The sequence below is a fragment of the Sporosarcina limicola genome (assembly GCF_014873855.1).
Classification (GTDB): Bacteria; Bacillota; Bacilli; order Bacillales_A; family Planococcaceae; genus Sporosarcina; species Sporosarcina limicola.
The window spans coordinates 1-20,817 of sequence record NZ_JADBEL010000035.1 but is presented as its reverse complement, the minus strand read 5'-3'; the positions used below and the strand labels follow the sequence as shown (position 1 = coordinate 20,817).

Below are 20,817 nucleotides of genomic sequence, written 5' to 3'. Positions count from 1 at the left end.
GGACATCATCGTATAGATATTGGTTCTCAGAGCTAATGTGTTTATATGGGAATCCTTGACACCATCTATAATAGTTTGATAAAAACAGTTTGTTTGATTAATAAATCACAAGCTGTTTTTTTGTTATTTGTTACTTGTTTCCAATTGGTGTAAAATTGAGTTTTAAAGCATGTAAAACTAAATAGGAAGAAATAGGGGTGTTTTTTCGAATGGATAAACTACAACAAGTAATAGAAAAATTTTCGTTGAATGTGTTAACAATTGAGGATGTTCTGGAATCTTTTGGTTCAACGGTTTATAAAATCAAGCTAATCGATCATCGTACGGTCTATATAAAAATTCCTTATTCCAAAGCAAAACTTGAACTTGAGTATACGGTGCTTGAACGATTACAACATGAGTTACCTGTACCACAAGTGTTGGATTATTGGGAAGGTAATGAGGATATCACTGGTGCATTATTGTTGTCCGCGATCAGGGGTGTACCGATTACAGGGAAGGTGGATGCAGTTTTAGCCTATGATATAGGAGTACACCACGCCAAGCTGCATGCAATCGTTCCAAATGAGCAGGATTTCAAAAGTGCCGTTTCCAATGTGTATGGTCAATGGTCTGAGTTTATTCAGCGACATTTTTATTCCTTCGCAGAAGATGTAAAGGAAGTGATTGATCCGCGTTTATTTGAACAAGCATTGCAACATTTTGATTGTCATCTGAAATTACTTCCATCTCCAGACGGACCTAGTTTTATACATATGGATTTTCGACCAGGAAATATTTTAGTTCATGAAAATCAAGTGGCAGGCATCATTGATTTTGAGAGTGTCCGCATTGGCGCTAATGAAATGGATTTCACAAAAGTCAATCGTGATATTTTTATGGAATACCCTGGAACAATGGAAGCGTATCAACAAGGCTATGAGTCCATTCGTTCGCTTATTGATTTACAAGAAGTTTTGCCGTTTTATCGCTTTACCGATGCGTTTATTTCTATTGGTTGGTGTAAAAGAAGAGGCATCGAAAAGCATCAAAAATTTTTACAGGAGAATTTGGCATATTTAAACGCTGTGTTTACGAACGCGCGTTAGTTAAGCAAATGTTGTTTTATTATCTATATCTTCCATCTTTTAACCATCCTACCCCCTACTTAGGTATACTCGTCATTAATCTTTTTGCAAATGAACGAGGCGTCATTCTATGAAAAGAGATTAACTCCCCTTCAAAAATCACATTAAAGACACCATAGGGCGTTGGAGATAATTCCATCATTTCTGAACGGCTTTTAATATTGATAATATTCGGTTTAATAGTTACTAATTCTGCTGCTTCGATGGCATTTTGTGTTGCCACATCTAGATATGGACATTGATTGGTACGTTGATTAAAGAAATAATGGTTGGATATATTGATGGTATTAATGACACCTCAAAAATAAGCAGTGATGCAGATTTATTTGCTTTAGGTATTAATTCAGTGACTGGTATACGAATCTTTGTAGCAATAGAAAATGAATTCGGTTTCGAATTTGATGACAATAATTTAAATCCAGAAACTCTTGGTAGTATTAATCAACGCTGATGCTGTATTTGATGAGATTGATTTGATATTTGGGAATATGGTATTCTGTATCATAGGGAGCGCCTCTTCTTGTAAATTGTTTGATCGTACTTACATTCTACAAGAGAGCGTTTCTTTTTATCGATTTTTTTATGGGAATTTATTCATAATCAACACGCCTGAAATTTTGATATAGCTTGTGATAACGAAAATTTCAATCAATCATCTTCCTCTACGCACTCTAAAATATCTCCAGGCTGACAATTGAGTGTCTTACATATTGCATCTAATGTACTAAATCTGATAGCTTTTGCTTTACCATTTTTCAATATGGATATATTGGCCATAGTAATCCCTACTTTTTCACTTAATTCAGTGACACTCATCTTTCTCTTTGCTAACATGACATCTAAATTGACTATTATCATCATCTATCACCTACACTGTCATATCATAATCATCTTTGTAAACAATTGCTTTTTTCACTATAGCTCGAATTAGCATAATTACCGCTGCTACTATCCATATTATAATGGTTATACCTATCATTTCTAATGCTAACAATGGACCAGGTCCTCCAAAGGATCTCAAATACTGGAATAAAATTATGATTCCTATAGATGCTACAATGCACATTCCGACTAATATCTCTACTCCTCTAATAAATCTTGAACCAAATGTCAAACCACGATCAAATAGTATAAGTAAATACATGATGATTCCTATTCCAATTAATAATAGAGCTAACAATAATTCACAAGTTACAAGGATAGGCAGTTTAGCATAATCAAGTTCAGGATATAAAGCTCTCATCTGTTCTGCCATAATCGGCAGTACATACGCCCCAAAGAATATCACTCCTATTGAAAACACAATTAATAAGATTTTTAAAATATTTGACGCTATGTTCACTTTCAATCTAATCCACCTCCAAAATATTCATCTGATTACAGCATAAAGCTCGGGATATTGTATGTCAATATAAATTTATCGAAAAACGACAAATTTATCGAATTGTATTGGTATTGGAAAAACGATGAAAAAATCTCGGGTTCCTGTAGAGGAATTCTCGAGATTTTATTGGATTCGGACCTTTATTTCAATTTCACAATATCCCTTATTTCACTAACGTTGGCAATAGGTAAGCATTTGATATTATCTCCAGATTTTCCCTTGCTCCACACGGAACGTGCCAATTTCCAAGCATTCCGAGTTCCCTCTAGCGATGATTTTGTTAATTATAAGTTTCAAGTTACTCTTGTTGAATTGGGTTATTTAATGCGTTGGATAGGTTACACTTAGTTAGACAATAAAGTTAAGTTCTAGTAGAATACCACTAACAGAAATGGGGAGAATCTACGATGACCACAAAGAGAACTAGGCGAACATTTACGTCTGAATTCAAAAAGCAAATGATACAACTTCATGAAAGTGGAAAGCCAAAAACTGATATTGTTCGTGAATACGATTTAACTAATTCAGCATTTGATAACTGGATTAGACAAAGTCAAAAATCTGAATCTTTCAGCGAAAAGGATAATCGTACGCCAGAAGCAAATGAATTGATCAAATTGCGCAAGGAAAATCAACGGTTACTGATGGAGAACGGTATTTTAGAGCAAGCCGCGCTGATTATGGGACGAAGGTAGATGTGATACGCAGTAATAGCCACAAATAGCAATGTTCGATGTCCTCGACATTCCTAGAAGTACCTTCTACGTATGTGGTGCCTGTCACTCATACAATTATGAAAGTTTGAACTTTCAAGTTTGTTCAATCTACCATGTTAGTTTGGGTGACAGGCATCCCTTTTCTAGTTGACAAGAATAGAAAAAGCACTATATACCAATAAAATCGCCATAATTATATTAAACTGTTGTCTGTATTGTAATAAGAGCTTTTGAAAAATTGAACCAAATAGACTCCAACTAAATGTACTCATAAAACCAACCATTCCTAAAAATAATGAGAAAAGAAGGTAGCTGAAATATGAAGTATAATAGGGGAGAATGAAGGTTGCTACTACTGTAATGCCAAAAAGAATACCTTTTGGATTAACAAATTGTAACAAGATACCTATTAAGAAAAGATTCCTATTGCCTGCATCATTTCCACCGTCATTATCTTTACTGGTAAGTATTTTAAAAGCCAAATATAACATATAACCTACACCAAAAATGGTCAATGGAAATTCAATGATTGGCATAACGCTCGTAAGCATGATATTAAAAAAACTACATAATAATGTGATAACGAAAAACCCGATACCTACTCCTAAACAAAAATTAATTGTTTTTTTAAGTCCATGTTTATTCGCAAACGACATTGCCATGATATTGTTGGGGCCTGGCGTAAAACTAGTAACAAAAACAAATAACAAAAATGAAAATAAAGGCATCTTTGGATCCTCCTTTTACGTTGTATGTTATAATGTCCAAAATAGACAATATAACGTCGTGCTTTTTATTATACATAACGGGCGTTATATTGTAAATGGTGAAGGGGTATGCTTATGGAGGAAATTCATCTTATTCTTGCAAGAAATTTAAAAGCTATCAGAGAGAAGGAAAAATTAAGTTTGGAAAAGGTCTCTCAATTAAGTGGAGTTAGCAAAACGATGATAGGGCAAATTGAAAGAGGAGAGTCAAGTCCGACGATTACGACTATCTGGAAAATAGCCAATGGACTAAAGATTTCCTTTACCTCCTTAGTAAATAATCCGCAGCCTGATACTAAAGTTGTTTTAAGGAATGAAATTCAAGTATTATCTGAAGACAATGGAAGGTATAGAGTATATCCTTACTTTCCCTTCCAAGAGGATAGACGCTTTGAAGTTTACTCTATTGAAATTGAAAAAGAGGGGATAGTAAGTTCTGATTCCCATAGAGAGGGAACTGAGGAGTTTATCACAGTTTTTGATGGGGAATTAAGTATTTCTGTCGGTGAATGTAAATATAAATTAGAAAGTGGTGACTCGATCAGATTTAGGGCTGATAGACCTCACACATATACTAATTCTGGAGAAACACTAACCCGATTAAGTATGACGATATATTATCCAATCTAACAAAGCTGCCTATTAGAAAGCGCACTTGTTTTTTTCTAGATCAACTTAATACGAAGGGAGTATATCATGATAATTAGCAAGCAGGAATTTTATGTTAATGGGGTAAACTATATTGTTAGAACTGCAATCGATAAAGATGCAAAAGATTTGTCAGAATTAAGATTACAGATTGATGGAGAGACCGAAAATTTGGACAGGGAAAAAGGGGAGGCGTTCATAGATATAGCAGGATTTGAACAGATTATAAAAACAGATACTGAGAATCCAAGAAACTTATTTTTAGTTGCTGTAGTTCATGATCGAATCGTCGGATTTTCAAGATGCGAAGGGATTTATTTAAATAGATTCTCTCATAAAGTAGAATTCGGAGTATGCGTATTAAAAGATTTTTGGGGATATGGTATTGGGAAGAATCTTTTAAAAGAGTCTATTTCTTGGGCTGACTCCAACGGTATTAAAAAAATCACTTTGAGTGTTTTAGAAATAAACGATAAAGCCATTAAACTTTATAGGAAGTTTGGCTTTGAAATAGAAGGTATATTAAAAAAAGACAAAATCCTATCTGACGGTAATTACTATAACACCGTTATTATGGGAAGATTTAGTAAATAATGCCTTACAAAATTGTCCGGTCCATCAGTTCATATATAAGTTAGATGGTTATTTACCAATAAACTGCACAATCAGATAAAAAGAAAAGGAGGTAGCATGATGATTAAAGGTTTATACGAAGCACATTTGCCGGTAAGTAATTTAGAAAACTCAATTGTATTTTATAAAAAGTTAGGGCTGGAATTAGCCTTTAAAAAAGAGACACTAGCATTCTTTTGGGTTGTAAAAGGGAGAGTTGGCTAGGTCTTTGGGAAAGCGACAAAGTGTTAATTCCTTACCACCCTTCGATTTGACATATTGCATTTAAAGTAGATGAAGAGGATAGGACGAATGTGAAGGAATGGCTAAAGAGTGGTGGAATTGAGGTGCGTACGGCTTTTGGCTTCAATGAGGAACGACAACCACTTGTGTTACCAAATAATCCACATGCGCATGCAGCAATATATTTTGCTGATCCAGACGACAACTCAATCGAGCTAATTACGCCATTAAGGTTAGATGTTGACGATGAATTTAGTATGATGTCATTAGAAGAATGGCGAAACAGATTTTAAAATTGGGATGTTGGTTGAAGATTCCACATAGTTTGGGTGACAGGCGCCCCTTTTTCTGTAATGTTAAAGACAAAAATGTGAAGGAGGAGTTTTGTTTGGAATTAGAATGTGATAAATGTGGTTGTATTAAAATCCGTATAGATTATAACGATTCGTTGTTTTGTTTAGAATGCAATGAATGGAAGGAGGAAAAATGTCAAGACCCTGACTGCTCTTTTTCAAAGAGCGTAGCGAAAAACCATTCACAGAAGAGGGAATTATATGGTTAAAATCTTGGATGGAAATAAATCAAGAGGAACCCCTTGAAGATCATATAGACGATCTTTATAAATCTTTAGGGAGTTTTTAATGAATATTTCGAATGCTACATACAATAAGGAAAGCTGAATTTCGAGGAGGGGGTATATATGATAATGAACAAACAAGAATTTTATTTTAACGAGATAAATTGTATTGTTAGATCTACAATCGATAAAGATGTAAAAGAGGAGTATGCGTATTAAAAGATTTTTGGGGATATGGTATTGGGAAGAATCTTTTAAAAGAGTCTATTTCTTGGGCTGACTCCAACGGTATTAAAAAAATCACTTTGAATGTTTTAGAAATAAACGATAAAGCCATTAAACTTTATAGGAAGCTAGCCGATACCCAAAGAATTTGGGGCCATAGCAGCCTAAAGATGGTGTTTTATACGTGTCTCAAATCGCTAGGTCAATCTAAATCCATACTTTTTTAATGCAAAGTCGATTCCGTCTTCACTTGACTTTTTAGTTGCAAAATATGCAACTATTTTTCATTCGCCTTTCCTCTTTGTCTATAGTTTTAACTCCAAAAAAAGGACTAAATGCGTATTTGGCAGTTGTTCAATCTCTCGAATAATGAAATCAGGAAGTTGTTTTTTCTAATGTTATCTTTCCTTTTTCATCTAATTCAATATTTTTCTGATTATTAATTTTGATTGACAAAGGAAAGATTTCTGCTTCTCTATCCGAAAAATACCAACGCCTTTTTCTAGGGCCTAACAGTAAAAACGCACCATCCTCTTTCTCTCCCATAAAATTCAAACCTTCTGCTACAACAGATTCGCCATCTCTTTCAGGTATCCCAAAATCAATTAATTGATAGCATCATTGGTCGTAATATTAATTTCGCTTAAAAATCCCCCCAGTGTGTAAGTCACTAGCTATGTTATTTATTGTTACAAATATTTGCAAATAATTTGCCCGAATAACATTATAAATGCACGGTGCCTGTTGCTGGAACAATCATTTTAATCCAAACAAACATGATTGTTAAACTTTCTCGATTGAGAGTGACAGCACCTAATGTTGTTTTGTTAAAAATATAATTATTATTGACTCTCACGTTAGCGGCAGACATTATAATGAAGGTTGAAAGGATGAAGCTCATGTATAGCATTGGACAGCTTTCAAAAAAAACAAATATTTCGGTAAGAGCACTTCGTTATTATGACGAGATTGGACTATTAAAGCCTGCAAATGTTGCTGATTCGGGCTATCGATATTACTCAAATGAAGAGGCGCAAACACTACGACATATTACGGCATTAAAAGAGTTAGGTTTTACTCTTTCTTCTATAAAAGAACTTTTAACTTCGGAAAAAGAATTAAAAGAAGATCGGTGGAAGAGCTATATTGAATTTGAGCTGGAGGCTATTGCTAATGAAAGAAAACGCCTTGATAATATGGAACGACTTTTGCGAACGACCCACCATGCATTCGAAATGAAAGGAAAAGTGGATCCAGATAATATATTTCTATTTATTCAATCTATACAGAGACCTTTAATAGACAGACAATCCTTTTTGGACCTGCATTTTACGAATGATGAAATTGATATTATTGAGAATTTGCCAAACTTAAGCACGAATGACCCAAGAAACATGGAGTGGGCGAAGTTATGTCATGATGTGAAGCAGCATCTTCATGAACCCCCATCATCAGAAATTTCACAGGAATTAGCAAAAAGCATAGTAGAAATCTCCGGAAAGTGGTTTCAAGATGATGAGCATCTCGTGGATAAATACTGGGAATTAATTCGTCCAGATAAAGGTGAACAAGCAAAAGTATTCGGTATGGATGCAGAGACAATGGATTATATTGATAAAATTCTTGACTACTACATTTTAAATATAGAAAAAGAAAGTCAAAGAAAGGAAGGTGGAATATGAATGAAACAAAAGCCTGGTTATATGTGTGATCGTAGCTAGATTTGTTCCGCTTAGATTATTTGCCTCATTCTGATATAAGAAGTGAATGATAACTAAGACAATATGATGCCCCTTGCAGGTAATATTATTGAAATGTATGTTCGGTGAATTTGGGGGAGGAGTGGATTAAAATGAAAGACATAAACCAAAAATTTACTGCGTTTTTAATGTTCGACGGTAAGACTACGGATTATAATATGCTTAATCTCGATTACTATGGCCCTGCCGTTAAAACTGTGGTAATTAACGCCAATCCAAATCAACAGGTCTCACTAGCCGACTCTTTTTCTGAAAGGACAGAACTTATGAGAACCTCAGCCAGCACAAGTAAACAAAGGCATGCGATTTGGCGTGCAGCAGGGCGAACCCTCGCAATCACGATGGTGACCGCTCTGCTCGGGTGTAGCGGAACGGGCGCTCCCGACGACTACACACCCGTGGTCAAGAGCGGCGGCATCGTGAGGTACGTCATCGAGAGCGATGCACCTACTGCGGACAGTGTCTCCGTCGAACTGAAAACACAAAACGGCACGGACTCGCGAGAAGAAGCCGACATAGCGCTTCCCTACACCCTTGAGCTCTTGGTTGACTATAGTAAACCATTCAACTTCAAGTCCGCGGAAATTTCAGCCACAGCATCCGCTTCGGCTAGTTTCATTACTTGCCGCATTTTCTACGACGACAAACAAATGACCGAGAGTACCGCCGAAGGCAATGCCCCAACCGTAGCCTGCCAAAGTGACGAATGGCCCAGAGCGGTACGGTTCCATGGGAAATGACAGCTTTTAGTGTGAAACTCGACAGCGCTGCCATTATTTTAAGTAGTTTGCTAATTTATTTATCATCACTAGTGTTGCAATGATATATACAGAAGTTTAAAAATACACATAACCTTCAAAAAGTAATCAAAAACCAAACAAAAAAACTTTATAATGGAATGTACAGGTAGTTCCTGTCCAAATCCAATATAAAGGACTCACGTATGGGTAAGATACACTAAAAACGTCATTTGGTAAATGGGTTGGACCTATTAATTTCGATAAACTTAAAAAAATCATCGATTTTCATAAACAGGACCATTATACGAAGAAACTGACTACGCAATTCTTTATTCTTTTAATGCTCTATTCACATCTAAATAAGATGGATAGCCTATATGCGATAGAGGCAGAACTTGCGGATGAAGATTTACAAAACGCCATGGGCTTTAGTTCAAGCAGCGTTTCTCAATTATCCAGGAAAAACAACGAAGTGGATCCGGTTATTCTGTCAAGCCTTTTCCTAAATCTTGTAGGTCAATTAGATGTACGATATCAACCGCCAAAGACAAACATACCTTTGGATCCCCAATTAAACAAGAGTAACTTGAAACTTATAATTAACAAAGTCATCGCTAGATGGAACGCGGAATGCTTGGAAACTAGCACGTTCCGTGTGGAGCAGGGGAAATGCTGGAGATAATATCAAATGCTTACCTATTGCTACTTTAGTTGAGCATATTTCCTGTATTTATGAAGGTTAGCCAATAAAAAAATCCCCTAAAACGGGGACTGAATTTAAAAGATTCAAACCATACAATCATTTCCTCTTTTTTATGATGTCTTGCCAATTCGGAGGAAGTTCATAAGTTTCCATATGCTTAAATTTTTTAAGTTTAACTTCACCCGGAGTTATAGAAAATGTTAGTTGGTCTCTGCCTACTGGATTATGTGGACCAACAACTGGTGTAACTTCAAGGGTTACTAAAAATATGAAACCTCGATATCCATTAGTTCTTTCCATCTTTAAAATTTTTATTTGATACGGATACACCAAAGGACTTATGGTAAGATAATCTGAATAGTAATTAGAAACTGCTTCTTGAACATTTGGTAAAAGTAGTGAAAAAAACATGTCCATCACGAGTTCTTCTTTAGACCCTTAGCAGGCTGATAATAATCTGGTTCAGCATGAGTTACTGATGCTGACATTAGAAACAACAGTAAAAAAGAAGGAACTATAATAACTTTTTTCATTTCAACACCACCTTTTAATGTTTATTTTGTTCAGAAAAGATTAACTTATCTCAACCAAATTTTTCTTTTTTAAAAATGAAAAACAAATAAAAAATAGGTAAAAAAGTAATGTTTTCGATAGAAATTGTCTTCAATTAACGGACGCGATAATGGAATTAGAAGTGTGCGCTTTCTTATACAATCGGGCCATTAATTGAATAAGAGCAAGACTTTTAACGGAAAAAATAAGCTTATAATTAATGCTACATATCAAGAATCTGAAGGAGGGAATTAAATGAGAAATTCTACGAGAGACATTTATAATAAGTTAGCCAATACATATCAACACGATGTTGATGAGGATAGTCCTTATAACGCTTATTATGAACGCCCAGCTATGATGACGGCTTTGCCCTCCCAATTAAAAAGAAAAAAGGTGCTTGATGCCGGTTGTTCGGCTGGATGGTATTCTTCTCAATTATTGCATCAAGGGGCGGAAGTTACTGGTATAGACGTAAGTCCTGAAATGGTGAAAGCAGCGAAGCAGCGTTTAGGAGAAGAAGCGACTTTCCTTTGTCATGATCTTCAAGAAACCCTTCCGTTTAAGGATGATTACTTTGATGTGATTGTAAGCTCACTTACACTTCATTATCTAAAGGATTGGACTTACACATTTCAAGAATTCAATCGTATTTTAAAAGCAGGCGGAACCTTATTATTTTCGGTTCATCACCCATTTATGGACTATACAAGACACAATTGTGATGATTACTTTAAAACCCAATTCTTATCAGAAACCTGGAACAAACCTAATATCACTATTGATGTCAGCTTTTACAGAAGACCTATGCAAAGCATCCTAAATGAAACCACTCAATTTTTCAATCTCGATAAGCTGATTGAACCCCAACCGCAAGAAAATATGAAAGAAGTGAAAGAAAAGTCTTATCACTATCTCATGACCAGCCCTCATTTCCTTATAGTAAAAGCTACGTCAAAAAAGTTTATGGAAATCTAACGATTAGTTTGAGCTTCTTGTCTTATACAATTGGGCGCGATTGCGGAACAATGAGCAGTCACTTTTTTATTGAACAGATCATAATGTTCGATAAATGATTGGATGAAAATAATTAAGAAACCCAGCTAATCTTCTCATGTGAAGGTAGCTGGGTTTTTAAAGTTGGAAGTGCAAAATAACATCCAAAGTGACAGCCTTGATATCACTGCATCCCTAAATAGGTGTCGATACTTTTTAAGTTATGACACTTATTCTCGTAAGTTCGAATACTTGAAGGTTATATTAGAATGAAGGGGGATTATGAATAAGCGTACTTCAACTAACGACGCAGTATAAAACGGCAGCTTCGTTACGTTATGTTAATGGCACCTATTACTAATTGGTTCTGATTTGATAAAAAAACGCACGGGATTTAGGTCATTCTGATATATTCGTTAGTGTTGACAGCATAGAAAATCCTAAGATAATCAAGTTAATTACAAAATTCGGTTACGAGGTTATTTCAGAACCATACTTGAAAATTGCTATATTCTATAATGAAGATGGTTCTGCCTATGAAAAAACTTATTCAAGAATTGACTTTATGAAGAGGTTGAACTAACAAGTGCGTTTAAAAGGGATTGCGAAAGCAATCAAACCATTGCGAGTATTAAATTAAAAAAATTCATCGTGAGTGGGCAAATTGATTTTTTATAATAAATATTGATAAAATCATCCCCCGGAAAATCAGAACTTTCCAGGAGACGGTTTTTTTATTTTCTGGTGGAACTTTTCAATCAAATATTGATCGAAAGATTGTTCACTCTACTCCACCCAAGCGGTTACTAATTTTTCAATCCCCTCACGTATTTCATATTCCTCTAAGCCAGCAAAACCGAGCTGAATAGTGGGGTGTCTTGGAATGTTCTCTATGTAAAAAGGAGAGCATGGATATACTTTTACACCCTTTTTGAGCGCTTCTTTGACGAGCCACTCTTCACTTTGCTTAGTTTTAACTTCAATGACAATGTAGAGGCCAGAGGAATCTCCTATTATTTTAACTGTATCTTTAAAATACAGTTGAAGGGTGTCGCATAGCACTATTATTTTTCGTTTATATAGTGCCTTCATTTTCCGTAAATGTGAATGCCAATAGCCTTCTTCTATAAATTGATGTAGTGTACGTTGATGAAGTGTTGAAGCTGTTTGTTCTAGTAATAGTGCAATTTGATGATAGCTAACCAGTAATTTTTTTGGCAGTACCATATAGCTTAGTCGGATTGAAGGTAATAATGCCTTAGAAAAAGTGCTCATGTATATGATATGGTCGCTGTTTGTTAAGCTTTGTAATGAAGGTATTGGCTGCTGTTTATAGCGAAATTCACTATCATAATCATCCTCGATAATATACCCATTCACTTTTTTAGCCCATGCTATTAAATTATATCTTTCATTGATAGGCATGGTCATTCCTAATGGAAACTGATGTGATGGTGTTACGTAAACTAACCGAGCATTACACGTATCTAAGTGTGTGATGTCAATACCATCCTCTGTAACAGGTATAGGAACTACTGAATAAGATTGTAATGAAAAAAGCTCTCTGGCACCATTATACCCAGGATCTTCTACAGCAATCTGGTTATATTCTTCATTTAAAAGGATTGATAAAATAATCAAAAGTTGCTGTGTGCTACTACCAATAACAATTTGTTCACTGGTTGTTCTCACCCCTCTTGATTGAAATAAATACGTCGCTAAGGATTCTCGTAATAATAAATCTCCTTGATTTTCTCCATATTGATAAATCAGATTATCATTTAGAACTTTATTCGAAAGTGAGCGCCATTTCGCTAGGGGAAAGTGGGTTCCATCTACAGCTCCAGCTCGAAAATCGATTACAGGTTGTACAATACTTTTAGACGATGCTTTGGTATGACGTATTGGCTCGTAACTATGGTGTAGTTCTGAGATAGAAGCCTGTACATAATATCCTTTTTTAGGTTCACTTCGAATATAACCCTCTGCTTGTAATTGTTCATACGCTAGTTGTGACGTATTACGGCTCACTTGTAACGTCGCTGCAAGCTGCCGAATAGATGGTAGTTTCGAATCCTTTACAATTTTGCCTGATACGATTTGATTTTTAATATAGCGATAAACTTGTTGATACACTGGTAAAGTGCTGTTTCGAATAATCGTAAATACAAGTTCTTTCATTGTATCCTTCCTATCTGTCATTTTTAATTAGTATAAACTGTACCTTTTAGGGATGACAATTATAGCGCATAATTAGCATTATAAATAAATTAATGAATAGACAAGGAGAATGTAGAATGGAGTTTTATCAAGCAAATAAGTTTGACATTGAAGGAGTTGCTCAGCTTTTTGATTTATATCGTCAATTTTATGAGCAGCCAAAGAATTTAACAGGCGCATATAAATTTATTGAAGAACGTCTTTCAACTGAAGACTCTATCATTTTTGTGGCGAAAAGAGAGGGGGAATATGTAGGATTCGCACAGCTCTATCCAACCTATTCATCGGTTTCAATGAAAAAGGTATGGATTTTAAATGATTTATTTGTAATGAAAGATGAAAGGCAGTCCGGTGTGGCCCAGCAGTTATTACAATTAGCGATTGAATTATGCCGACAAACCGATGCCAAGTATTTAACATTAGAAACTGCCATTACGAATGAAAAAGCTCAAAAGTTATACGAAAAGAACGGATTTGTTCGTGATACCATTTTTGCACATTATGAGTTAAGCTTTGTGTCCACTGACAATAAAAATCTTTAATATGTAGCCCTTTTTCAAAGACATTATTGGTTCGGATAAAGTGGCGCATTATAAACCACATCCAGATGGTATTTTAAAGCTAGTGGAATTATATTCATTAGATAAAGCTGAAACAGTAATGATTGGCGATGCCATATTTGATTTACAAATGGCTAAAGCTGCTGATGTCGCTTCTTGTGGTGTGACTTGGGGGAGTCATGGGGAAAGATAAGCTAATGTCAGAGCAGCCTACATTCCTGATTGATGAAGTTCAAGCATTATTGCAATTGGAAAAAGGCACTAGGAAGTGAGTATTAAGAGTGGAATTACGCAGATTGGATTTCTGACGATGAGGGGTGCTCAGACTTAATTATTGTAGGTGTGAACCTCAAATTGATTAGTAAATAACAAACATCCCCGAGTTCCATTGTAGGCATTCGGGGATGTTTGTTTGTAGATATCGTGTTTAGAAATGAACATTATTTTAGTAAAAGGGAACAACATCCCGTTAATATGTTACTTGCTTGTTCTTCAAAGTCATTTTACTTTGAGAAGATGTCGTTTCATTTCGCGATTAAAGCCTTTTGTCAGTTCGGCAAACAGAGCGTCCCATTTCTTCTTAAACTGTCTATAGATCGATGGATATTTTTTCCTTAAACGAATAATACCCGCAGCATATTCTTCTTTTTCACCCTCAAATGAAGTGAGGAGTCCTTGAGGAAAGCCGTTAAGAACGTGATGTAATTCTTCAGAATCGGTATAAAACCATTCTATAGTCCGAATAAATAAAAGCGGAAAAGCATTCTCATCTTTTTCCAAACGCAGCATTTCCTTTTGTACTTGGGCCATTTTTTTTACTTCTTGATGTTTTTCCCGGATATCAGAATCATTTCCGGCAAGCATTTTTGCAAAATCAATAAAAACTTCAGCACCGAGAAAATGATCTACATGAAAAAGGTGTTCATATTCGTCCATGAATCTATCGAAAACTTCCCGTCGCTCTTCTTCGTTAGTCAGGTTTTTTATAAGTTTACGGAACTGAGCTTGAATTGTAGATCTTTGCTCCCATTTTTCCATTCTAATTAGGATGTGAATCCATGCTACAAACAATTCATTATGTTCAAGTATTAGTTCGCTTTGATTAGGAATAGACTGACTAAATATGTCCCACGCTTTTCCACTTTCATCTAATTCCATATAGATAGCTGCACGGGGAAAATCAAATAAGAGGGAATCGTCAGGATAAGTATTTTTTCCTTCTAGTAGAACTTCAAGCGCCTCGTCATAATATTCTTCCTTGGCTAAGATGCGTGCCTTAATGTCATATAACGTACACTGTTCATCTTTATCTGTATAAATTTCAAGTGCCTGTTGAAAGTAATTTCTTGCTTTTTGGAGATCATCCTCAATAATTGCAATTTGTATAAGTCCAATGAAAGAGGACAGATTATTTGGCGAAAGAGATAAAGCCTTTTCAAAAAGAATTGCGGCATTTGCAAACATACCTAATTCCATATCCTTGTTTGCTTTTATAATCACGTCTTCTACTTTATTCCCATATTTGCGGAAAAGGTCATATTGTTTTCTTTTAGCTGGATCCTTAAGCGTTTCATAAGCAGTACGGATTTTTTCAAATAGTTCCGGGTTTGATTCGGGTGGATGTTTTTTCACTGCTTCAATATATTTCTCTTTAATTCTTCCTTGACCAATTTTGGCTGTAGTCCCTAGGATTTTATAGTGACTTTCTGATTCTTCTTTGCTCATTCCTTCACCTCCAAATCTTACATGTCAAGGTCAATAATCATATCCATTGCCAGATCAATGGCTTCCTCTAATTGAGAAGAATCTTCAGTTTTTAACGCCTCGTCTAACATATTGACAGTTTCTTTCAATGCTTTTTGACCCTCAATTGGACTGTTTTCCAATAAAATATGGCAGCGATTAAGGCAGTCTTTTGCTTCCTTCTGAAGTTCTAACAATGAACGATTATTACCTCTATCCTCAATTTGAGTACCTTCAAGAAAATCAATGTCGTCATTCATAAAGTCAAATAAGTCCAATTCTTCTTCAAGTTGTTCTTGTTGTATGGCCTCGACCTTTTTTAAGCTTTCTTGAAAAGCCTCTTCACTGCTTCGATCAAGTGAATCTTGAATTGTTACCGTAATCGACTCTTCGTTTGAGACACCTTTCGCTGTTACCTCTAAAATCCCGTTTAAATTATAACGGAATGTAATAGCTACCGATTCTGAACCAGCGGAAGCAGACGGTAAACCTTCTAGTAAAAATTCATTCAAAAAGTGATTATTCTTTACCCACTCATTTTCTCCTTGATACACTTTAACCATGACCTCTGTTTGATAATCTGCTACCGTCGAAAAAGTCTCCGTTCGGGTAACTGGGATCGTTGTATTGCGCGGAATAATGGCTTGAAAAGCACCCGGGCGTAATCTAGAACCGAATAATCCCTTCGCCACTGCTACCCCCATTGAAAAAGGAGCAACATCGGTCACAATTAACCCGCTTTTTGACAAGGCACCTGATTTTAAGCCTGCTTGAATAGCAGCTCCTAAGGCGACGGCTTCATCAGGATTTACATCCCCCCGAGGATCTTTATTGAAATAATATTGAATAAGGTCATGGATTTGAGGTATCCTCGTTGAACCTCCAACGAGCAGGATATCATCAATTTCTTGAGCCTCAAGTCCGGCATCTATTAATACTTCTTTGACTTTATCCATTGTTTCACGTAACAGTGGTTCAATTAATGAAACAAACTCTTCTCTTGTAATTTGTGTATATAAACCAAGCGGCTTTTCTTCTTTCATCATGACGATTGGCAATGAAATTTCAACGAGTTCTTCATCTGATAATTGGATCTTTATTTTTTCTGCTTCTGCTTTTAACACCGCTTTTGCTCGAATGTCCGTCCGTGGATCTACGTTATATTGATCAATCATCTGCTTTGAAAGCCAGTCCACCAATAACCAGTCAAAATCTTCCCCGCCCAATCGGCTGTTTCCGGATGAAGCTTTTACTTCAAGAATACCGTCCATCAACTCTACAATCGAAACATCGAATGTACCACCGCCTAAATCATAAACGAGTAGGTGGCGATCTTCATCTAGATGTTGAAAACCAAATGCAAGTGCTGCGGCGGTGGGCTCATTAATAATTCTTTCAACTACAAAACCTGCGAGTTCACCGGCTCTTTTTGTTGCCCGACGCTGTTCATCGGTAAAATAGGCAGGGACAGTAATGATTGCTTCCTTTTCACCCTCGCCCAATTTCTGGTCTACGGAATTTTTCATTTGTTTTAAAATCATGGCTGAAACTTCTTCCGGGGAATATGACTCTCCAGCAAGCATTATCGAATCTTTATCGCCCATTTCCCGTTTTACAGCCGCCTTGGTTCTCTCTGGCATTGCGATTAAAGCAGCCCGTGCGTCTTCGCCGACAATCAATTTTCCATTAGGAGCGATTAACACAACAGAGGGGATTATTCTTTCACCACCTGGTCCAGGTATGATTTGCGGTTTTCCTTTATGAATATAGGCAACAGCTGAATTGGTTGTGCCAAAATCAATTCCGACAACTGGACGAAAAGATGGATTATTCTTCACATTTTCGGACATACATATTCTCTCCTTATAAATTCATTTTTAACTTCATCCAATTTAAAGCTCTTTTACCGTTACAACTTGGGCTTTTCTAATCAAGTTTTCTTTGTCATCAACAAATCCTCTTTTAAGAACTTCAACAATTTGATAGGGTACCCTTGGAGTGGGATCTAGACTGTCAATCTCTACTGTTTCCATGGCTTCCGACACTGTCGGATTAAAACCTTCTCCAAGAACGTCTAATTCGTGTATACCGACTTCGTTTAAACTTCTAACGAGATTTCGAGACCATTCTTCTAGCAGTTGGCGCCATGCTTCTTGTCCATCGTTTAATCCCGCAGATATATGGTCCATTTCATCAAGTAAGCGGATAAAATGTTGGATTAAATGATGTTGTTTGTTTGCGTATTCATCTACTTGGCTAATGAGGTTGGCTTGTTCTTTTTGTGTTTGTAAGCTAGATTTTATTTCTTCAAATTCTTCTTCCATGCTTTTTGCGGATTTAAATTGTAAGCGAGTAAGTCTTTTTATTTGTTCATTGGTGACTTCGACCTTTTCATCAAGACTCGATATATCTTTACGTATGTATTCTATCTGGACATCCACAGCATTCTTTTCTTTTACTTTCCAAAATTTCCAGCTCATACTTTTCTCCTTTTTTAAAAATAGAATGGTTATACTATGCTGTAATAATAACTACAAAACCTGCGATTTACAAGATATTAGGTATATCAAAAGAAATAACGGATCAAAATCCAGCGCCTTCCAGAATAGAACATAAACCTGAATTATTCACGTATGTACGAGAAATCATGAATTTAGCTAGAATTCATTATCACGTATTTTGATTTTGTAAATCTATCGTCTTTTGTGGTCCCATAAATGCTTTTTTCATTTTGCAGCGTAGGATATTGCTATTTTGGGCAGACTTCTCCCTTGGTTATTATCTACTTCACATAAAATGTATAACTTTGCACTTATTCTATTTTTAGTTGCTGGATTCTTTTATGTAGTTCTCCATCGTCCCTCTTTTCGCTACCAGTTGGTGCAGTGGAGGGACGGTATTCCTCCGCTAGTCGTTGTAAAACGGCATTTGATTTTAAGCGGATGACATAATAAATTTAATCTTCAATCATTGGGGGATCTTTATTCCCCAATGATTGTTAGTTTAACCATTCGGGCTTTTACGGGCAGTTAGACCCCTTCTTATTCTTCTTGTATCCCTGAAGACTTGAAGTGAGGGTATTACTGCCCGTTAATGCGGGATAAATCTTTTAACTCAGTAACTTTTCATTGGGATGAATAAAGTGAGACCGTTTCAACCAACGTATTAAATTATCAAATGACGGTGGCTCTCTTTCCTCTGATACGTGTTTTTTCTTTTCCGAGAGTTTGATGAAAAGCTTGGATTCACTCAAACATTGGCGGATCATCTTCATTTAAACGGCGGGATTATGGGCAGAATGGTTTCCAATTCGCATTTTGTTTGGCATTTCTACATTGATTTTTCTTATCCTGTTTATTCGCTTGTACGTGCATCCATTCAGAAGGCTGGAATAACTTTCGCGTGCTCGGAGCAAACTATCTAAAAGTAAGTCCACAAATCAAAAGTTCGAGTGAATGGGACTGAACAAGTTGGTTTATTTTTTATCCCCCAAGGGAATGATAAATTAGAGGCTAGTCCATTCGTATATTTGGGAGGTGCATGATAGTTGCTTATATTTGACCATGTCTATAAAACATACAAAGGCGGCAAGAAAGCAGTAAATGATGTGTCTTTAAAGATTGAAAGAGGTGAATTTATTGTCTTTATTGGACCTAGTGGTTGTGGAAAAACAACAACAATGAAGATGATTAATCGTCTCATCGAACCCTCAGAAGGTACGATTTACCTTGAAGGAAAAGACATTTTAAAGGAAGATGCTGTTTTGCTTAGGCGTAAAATTGGGTATGTCATTCAACAGATTGGACTATTCCCACACTTAACCATTCAGGAAAATATTTCGCTCGTTCCTAAACTATTAAAGTGGCCTGAGAAAAAGCGTCGTGCGCGTGCCGCAGAATTACTAAAACTCGTTGATATGGATAATGAATACCTTGAACGCTATCCACATGAACTTAGCGGTGGGCAACAACAACGAATCGGCGTACTAAGAGCGCTAGCTGCAGAGCCGCAACTAATTTTAATGGATGAGCCCTTTGGAGCGCTGGATCCAATTACTAGAGATATATTACAAGATGAATTTAAGCATTTACAGCAAACCCTTGGCAAAACAATTATTTTTGTCACCCATGATATGGACGAAGCGATTAAGCTTGCAGATCGAATCGTGATTATGCGTGACGGTCAGCTTGTTCAAGTTGGTTCTCCGGATGACATTTTACGGAACCCTGCCAATGAATTTGTTGAGGACTTTATTGGGAAAGAGCGTTTACTGCAATCCAGGCCCACAATTCAAACAGTCGAGCAAGTGATGAATTTACATCCAGCAACAATCACGGCTGACAAATCACTGACAGATGCCATTCGATTAATGAAAGAAAAACGCGTCGATTCTTTACTTGTGGTAGATGAAAACAAAGTGCTTCAAGGACGGATTGATGTCGAAATGATTGATTTGAAAAGAAAAAAAGCAAGTCACATCGAAGATATACTCGAAAAAAACATTTTCACAGTTCCTAAAACAGCACTTCTTCGTGATACAGTACGGAAAATCTTAACTCGTGGACATAAATATGTACCCGTTGTAGATGAACAATATAGACTCGTAGGAATCGTCACAAGAGCGAGCCTCGCAGATATTGTTTACGACTCAATTTGGGGCGAGGAAGAAAACGTTGACTTAAAATGAACAATCTGAGGTGGTAAATATGAATACGTTCATACAATTTTTAAGTGAAAATGGAACGGAGTTATTGTTTAGAACGTGGGAGCACCTATATATTTCACTCGTAGCCGTTCTACTGGGTATCCTTGTCGCGGTTCCCCTCGGAATTGTTTTGACGCGTGTTCCTAAAATAGCAGGTTTTGTGATGGGATTTGTAGGTGTACTACAAACGATTCCAAGTCTTGCCATTCTCGCTTTCTTTATCCCACTCGTTGGGGTAGGTAAAGTTCCCGCTATTATTGCCCTATTTTTCTATTCTGTATTACCTATTTTGCGAAATACGTTTACAGGGGTACGAGGTGTGAATAAAAATTTGCTTGAGGCGGGCCGCGGTGTAGGAATGACAAGTTGGGAAAGTATTCGATACGTAGAGCTACCTTTGGCAATTTCGATTATCATGGCAGGTGTCCGTGTCTCAACTGTTTATTTAATTTCCAAAAGCGTGGTCTAAATCCACCGTCTTTAGACGGTATACGCTTTTAGCCTTGTTTTTATCTGTCCATACTCAAGATAAGAGGTGA

At 36.3% G+C, this 20,817-nt stretch carries 19 protein-coding genes and 6 pseudogenes; 15 read left to right on the top strand and 10 right to left on the bottom strand.

Annotation, left to right across the window (positions count from 1 at the left end; all coding sequences use genetic code 11):
- Window positions 1–209 precede the first annotated feature (209 nt).
- Both H4683_RS18850 and H4683_RS18845 read left to right on the top strand, forming a co-directional pair.
- Window positions 210–1,088 (top strand): phosphotransferase family protein, encoded by an 879-nt coding sequence (locus tag H4683_RS18850; RefSeq protein WP_192600379.1) that lies wholly within the window; start codon window positions 210–212, stop codon window positions 1,086–1,088.
- 277 nt (window positions 1,089–1,365) lie between these two features.
- The gene (locus H4683_RS18845) at window positions 1,366–1,578 is read left to right on the top strand and encodes a phosphopantetheine-binding protein (RefSeq protein ID WP_225942225.1); all 213 of its coding nucleotides are present in this window, start codon (window positions 1,366–1,368) and stop codon (window positions 1,576–1,578) included.
- Between the two features lie 197 nt (window positions 1,579–1,775).
- On the opposite strand, the gene H4683_RS18840 is transcribed toward H4683_RS18845, so the two are convergent.
- Both H4683_RS18840 and H4683_RS18835 read right to left on the bottom strand, forming a co-directional pair.
- The gene (locus tag H4683_RS18840; RefSeq protein WP_192600378.1) at window positions 1,776–1,988 is read right to left on the bottom strand and encodes a helix-turn-helix domain-containing protein; all 213 of its coding nucleotides are present in this window, start codon (window positions 1,986–1,988) and stop codon (window positions 1,776–1,778) included.
- Between the two features lie 7 nt (window positions 1,989–1,995).
- Window positions 1,996–2,469 carry a DUF2975 domain-containing protein gene (locus H4683_RS18835; RefSeq protein ID WP_338062499.1) on the bottom strand — a complete coding sequence of 158 codons (474 nt, stop codon included), beginning with the start codon at window positions 2,467–2,469 and terminating at the stop codon, window positions 1,996–1,998.
- A 449-nt stretch (window positions 2,470–2,918) separates the two neighbouring features.
- Between H4683_RS18835 and H4683_RS18830 the strand changes: the two are divergent.
- Window positions 2,919–3,339, top strand: a pseudogene (locus tag H4683_RS18830) (transposase); the annotation flags it as partial.
- 31 nt (window positions 3,340–3,370) lie between these two features.
- Here H4683_RS18830 and H4683_RS18825 read toward each other — a convergent pair.
- Window positions 3,371–3,955 carry a LysE family transporter gene (locus tag H4683_RS18825; RefSeq protein ID WP_192600375.1) on the bottom strand — a complete coding sequence of 195 codons (585 nt, stop codon included), beginning with the start codon at window positions 3,953–3,955 and terminating at the stop codon, window positions 3,371–3,373.
- Window positions 3,956–4,069: 114 nt separating this feature from the next.
- Between H4683_RS18825 and H4683_RS18820 the strand changes: the two genes are divergently transcribed.
- From H4683_RS18820 to H4683_RS21585, 4 genes and pseudogenes are all read left to right on the top strand, one after another.
- Window positions 4,070–4,624, top strand: a complete 555-nt coding sequence (locus H4683_RS18820) for a helix-turn-helix domain-containing protein (protein ID WP_192600374.1) — start codon at window positions 4,070–4,072, stop codon at window positions 4,622–4,624.
- A 66-nt stretch (window positions 4,625–4,690) separates the two neighbouring features.
- The gene (locus H4683_RS18815; RefSeq protein WP_192600373.1) at window positions 4,691–5,236 is read left to right on the top strand and encodes a GNAT family N-acetyltransferase; all 546 of its coding nucleotides are present in this window, start codon (window positions 4,691–4,693) and stop codon (window positions 5,234–5,236) included.
- A gap of 99 nt (window positions 5,237–5,335) precedes the next feature.
- Window positions 5,336–5,790 (top strand): annotated as a pseudogene (locus H4683_RS18810) (VOC family protein).
- A gap of 487 nt (window positions 5,791–6,277) precedes the next feature.
- A pseudogene (locus tag H4683_RS21585) lies at window positions 6,278–6,430 on the top strand (GNAT family N-acetyltransferase); the annotation flags it as partial.
- Window positions 6,431–6,674: 244 nt separating this feature from the next.
- Here H4683_RS21585 and H4683_RS18800 read toward each other — a convergent pair.
- Window positions 6,675–6,845: a hypothetical protein gene (locus H4683_RS18800; protein ID WP_192600372.1), complete on the bottom strand. Its 171-nt coding sequence runs from the start codon at window positions 6,843–6,845 to the stop codon at window positions 6,675–6,677.
- Between the two features lie 3 nt (window positions 6,846–6,848).
- Window positions 6,849–6,893, bottom strand: a pseudogene (locus H4683_RS22240) (hypothetical protein); the annotation flags it as partial.
- A gap of 296 nt (window positions 6,894–7,189) precedes the next feature.
- Between H4683_RS22240 and H4683_RS18795 the strand changes: the two are divergent.
- The 3 genes and pseudogenes from H4683_RS18795 to H4683_RS18785 form a co-directional block, all read left to right on the top strand.
- Window positions 7,190–7,981 (top strand): MerR family transcriptional regulator, encoded by a 792-nt coding sequence (locus H4683_RS18795; RefSeq protein WP_225942224.1) that lies wholly within the window; start codon window positions 7,190–7,192, stop codon window positions 7,979–7,981.
- Window positions 7,982–8,151: 170 nt separating this feature from the next.
- Window positions 8,152–8,799: a hypothetical protein gene (locus H4683_RS18790; protein ID WP_192600370.1), complete on the top strand. Its 648-nt coding sequence runs from the start codon at window positions 8,152–8,154 to the stop codon at window positions 8,797–8,799.
- Window positions 8,800–9,031: 232 nt separating this feature from the next.
- Window positions 9,032–9,481 (top strand): annotated as a pseudogene (locus H4683_RS18785) (DUF4372 domain-containing protein); the annotation flags it as partial.
- A gap of 117 nt (window positions 9,482–9,598) precedes the next feature.
- Here the strand turns inward: H4683_RS18785 and H4683_RS18780 are convergent.
- Window positions 9,599–9,919: a DUF3888 domain-containing protein gene (locus tag H4683_RS18780; protein WP_192600369.1), complete on the bottom strand. Its 321-nt coding sequence runs from the start codon at window positions 9,917–9,919 to the stop codon at window positions 9,599–9,601.
- A gap of 390 nt (window positions 9,920–10,309) precedes the next feature.
- On the opposite strand from H4683_RS18780, the gene H4683_RS18775 reads away from it, so the two are divergent.
- On the top strand, window positions 10,310–11,032 hold the full coding sequence (locus H4683_RS18775) for a class I SAM-dependent methyltransferase (RefSeq protein WP_192600368.1): 723 nt from the start codon (window positions 10,310–10,312) through the stop codon (window positions 11,030–11,032).
- Window positions 11,033–11,836: 804 nt separating this feature from the next.
- Here H4683_RS18775 and pdxR read toward each other — a convergent pair.
- Window positions 11,837–13,231: a MocR-like pyridoxine biosynthesis transcription factor PdxR gene (gene pdxR / locus H4683_RS18770; protein ID WP_192600367.1), complete on the bottom strand. Its 1,395-nt coding sequence runs from the start codon at window positions 13,229–13,231 to the stop codon at window positions 11,837–11,839.
- A gap of 116 nt (window positions 13,232–13,347) precedes the next feature.
- Here pdxR and H4683_RS18765 point away from each other — a divergent pair, with 116 nt between their 5' ends.
- The gene (locus H4683_RS18765) at window positions 13,348–13,812 is read left to right on the top strand and encodes a GNAT family N-acetyltransferase (RefSeq protein ID WP_192600366.1); all 465 of its coding nucleotides are present in this window, start codon (window positions 13,348–13,350) and stop codon (window positions 13,810–13,812) included.
- Window positions 13,813–13,852: 40 nt separating this feature from the next.
- Window positions 13,853–14,023: an HAD family hydrolase gene (locus H4683_RS18760; RefSeq protein ID WP_338062498.1), complete on the top strand. Its 171-nt coding sequence runs from the start codon at window positions 13,853–13,855 to the stop codon at window positions 14,021–14,023.
- 305 nt (window positions 14,024–14,328) lie between these two features.
- On the opposite strand, the gene H4683_RS18755 is transcribed toward H4683_RS18760, so the two are convergent.
- From H4683_RS18755 to H4683_RS18745, 3 genes are read right to left on the bottom strand one after another with little or no spacing between them, the layout of a single operon-like run.
- Window positions 14,329–15,555 (bottom strand): DnaJ domain-containing protein, encoded by a 1,227-nt coding sequence (locus tag H4683_RS18755; protein WP_192600365.1) that lies wholly within the window; start codon window positions 15,553–15,555, stop codon window positions 14,329–14,331.
- A 17-nt stretch (window positions 15,556–15,572) separates the two neighbouring features.
- On the bottom strand, window positions 15,573–17,423 hold the full coding sequence (locus tag H4683_RS18750; protein WP_192600364.1) for an Hsp70 family protein: 1,851 nt from the start codon (window positions 17,421–17,423) through the stop codon (window positions 15,573–15,575).
- Window positions 17,424–17,465: 42 nt separating this feature from the next.
- Window positions 17,466–18,053 carry a nucleotide exchange factor GrpE gene (locus H4683_RS18745; protein ID WP_192600363.1) on the bottom strand — a complete coding sequence of 196 codons (588 nt, stop codon included), beginning with the start codon at window positions 18,051–18,053 and terminating at the stop codon, window positions 17,466–17,468.
- Between the two features lie 1,067 nt (window positions 18,054–19,120).
- Here H4683_RS18745 and H4683_RS18740 point away from each other — a divergent pair.
- Window positions 19,121–20,260, top strand: coding sequence for a betaine/proline/choline family ABC transporter ATP-binding protein (locus H4683_RS18740; RefSeq protein WP_192600362.1), 1,140 nt, complete (start codon window positions 19,121–19,123; stop codon window positions 20,258–20,260).
- 19 nt (window positions 20,261–20,279) lie between these two features.
- Window positions 20,280–20,729 (top strand): annotated as a pseudogene (locus H4683_RS18735) (ABC transporter permease); the annotation flags it as partial.
- Between the last annotated feature and the right edge of the window lie 88 nt (window positions 20,730–20,817).

Excerpts from the sequence above, each read along its gene's own strand:
- H4683_RS18850 (WP_192600379.1), top strand. The coding sequence starts at position 210 with ATGGATAAACTACAACAAGTAATAGAAAAATTTTCGTTGAATGTGTTA.
- H4683_RS18840 (WP_192600378.1), bottom strand. The coding sequence starts at position 1,988 with ATGATGATAATAGTCAATTTAGATGTCATGTTAGCAAAGAGAAAGATG.
- H4683_RS18825 (WP_192600375.1), bottom strand. The coding sequence starts at position 3,955 with ATGCCTTTATTTTCATTTTTGTTATTTGTTTTTGTTACTAGTTTTACG.
- H4683_RS18820 (WP_192600374.1), top strand. The coding sequence starts at position 4,070 with ATGGAGGAAATTCATCTTATTCTTGCAAGAAATTTAAAAGCTATCAGA.
- H4683_RS18815 (WP_192600373.1), top strand. The coding sequence starts at position 4,691 with ATGATAATTAGCAAGCAGGAATTTTATGTTAATGGGGTAAACTATATT.
- H4683_RS18800 (WP_192600372.1), bottom strand. The coding sequence starts at position 6,845 with ATGGGAGAGAAAGAGGATGGTGCGTTTTTACTGTTAGGCCCTAGAAAA.
- H4683_RS18795 (WP_225942224.1), top strand. The coding sequence starts at position 7,190 with ATGAAGCTCATGTATAGCATTGGACAGCTTTCAAAAAAAACAAATATT.
- H4683_RS18790 (WP_192600370.1), top strand. The coding sequence starts at position 8,152 with ATGAAAGACATAAACCAAAAATTTACTGCGTTTTTAATGTTCGACGGT.
- H4683_RS18780 (WP_192600369.1), bottom strand. The coding sequence starts at position 9,919 with ATGGACATGTTTTTTTCACTACTTTTACCAAATGTTCAAGAAGCAGTT.
- H4683_RS18775 (WP_192600368.1), top strand. The coding sequence starts at position 10,310 with ATGAGAAATTCTACGAGAGACATTTATAATAAGTTAGCCAATACATAT.
- pdxR (WP_192600367.1), bottom strand. The coding sequence starts at position 13,231 with ATGAAAGAACTTGTATTTACGATTATTCGAAACAGCACTTTACCAGTG.
- H4683_RS18765 (WP_192600366.1), top strand. The coding sequence starts at position 13,348 with ATGGAGTTTTATCAAGCAAATAAGTTTGACATTGAAGGAGTTGCTCAG.
- H4683_RS18755 (WP_192600365.1), bottom strand. The coding sequence starts at position 15,555 with ATGAGCAAAGAAGAATCAGAAAGTCACTATAAAATCCTAGGGACTACA.
- H4683_RS18750 (WP_192600364.1), bottom strand. The coding sequence starts at position 17,423 with ATGTCCGAAAATGTGAAGAATAATCCATCTTTTCGTCCAGTTGTCGGA.
- H4683_RS18745 (WP_192600363.1), bottom strand. The coding sequence starts at position 18,053 with ATGAGCTGGAAATTTTGGAAAGTAAAAGAAAAGAATGCTGTGGATGTC.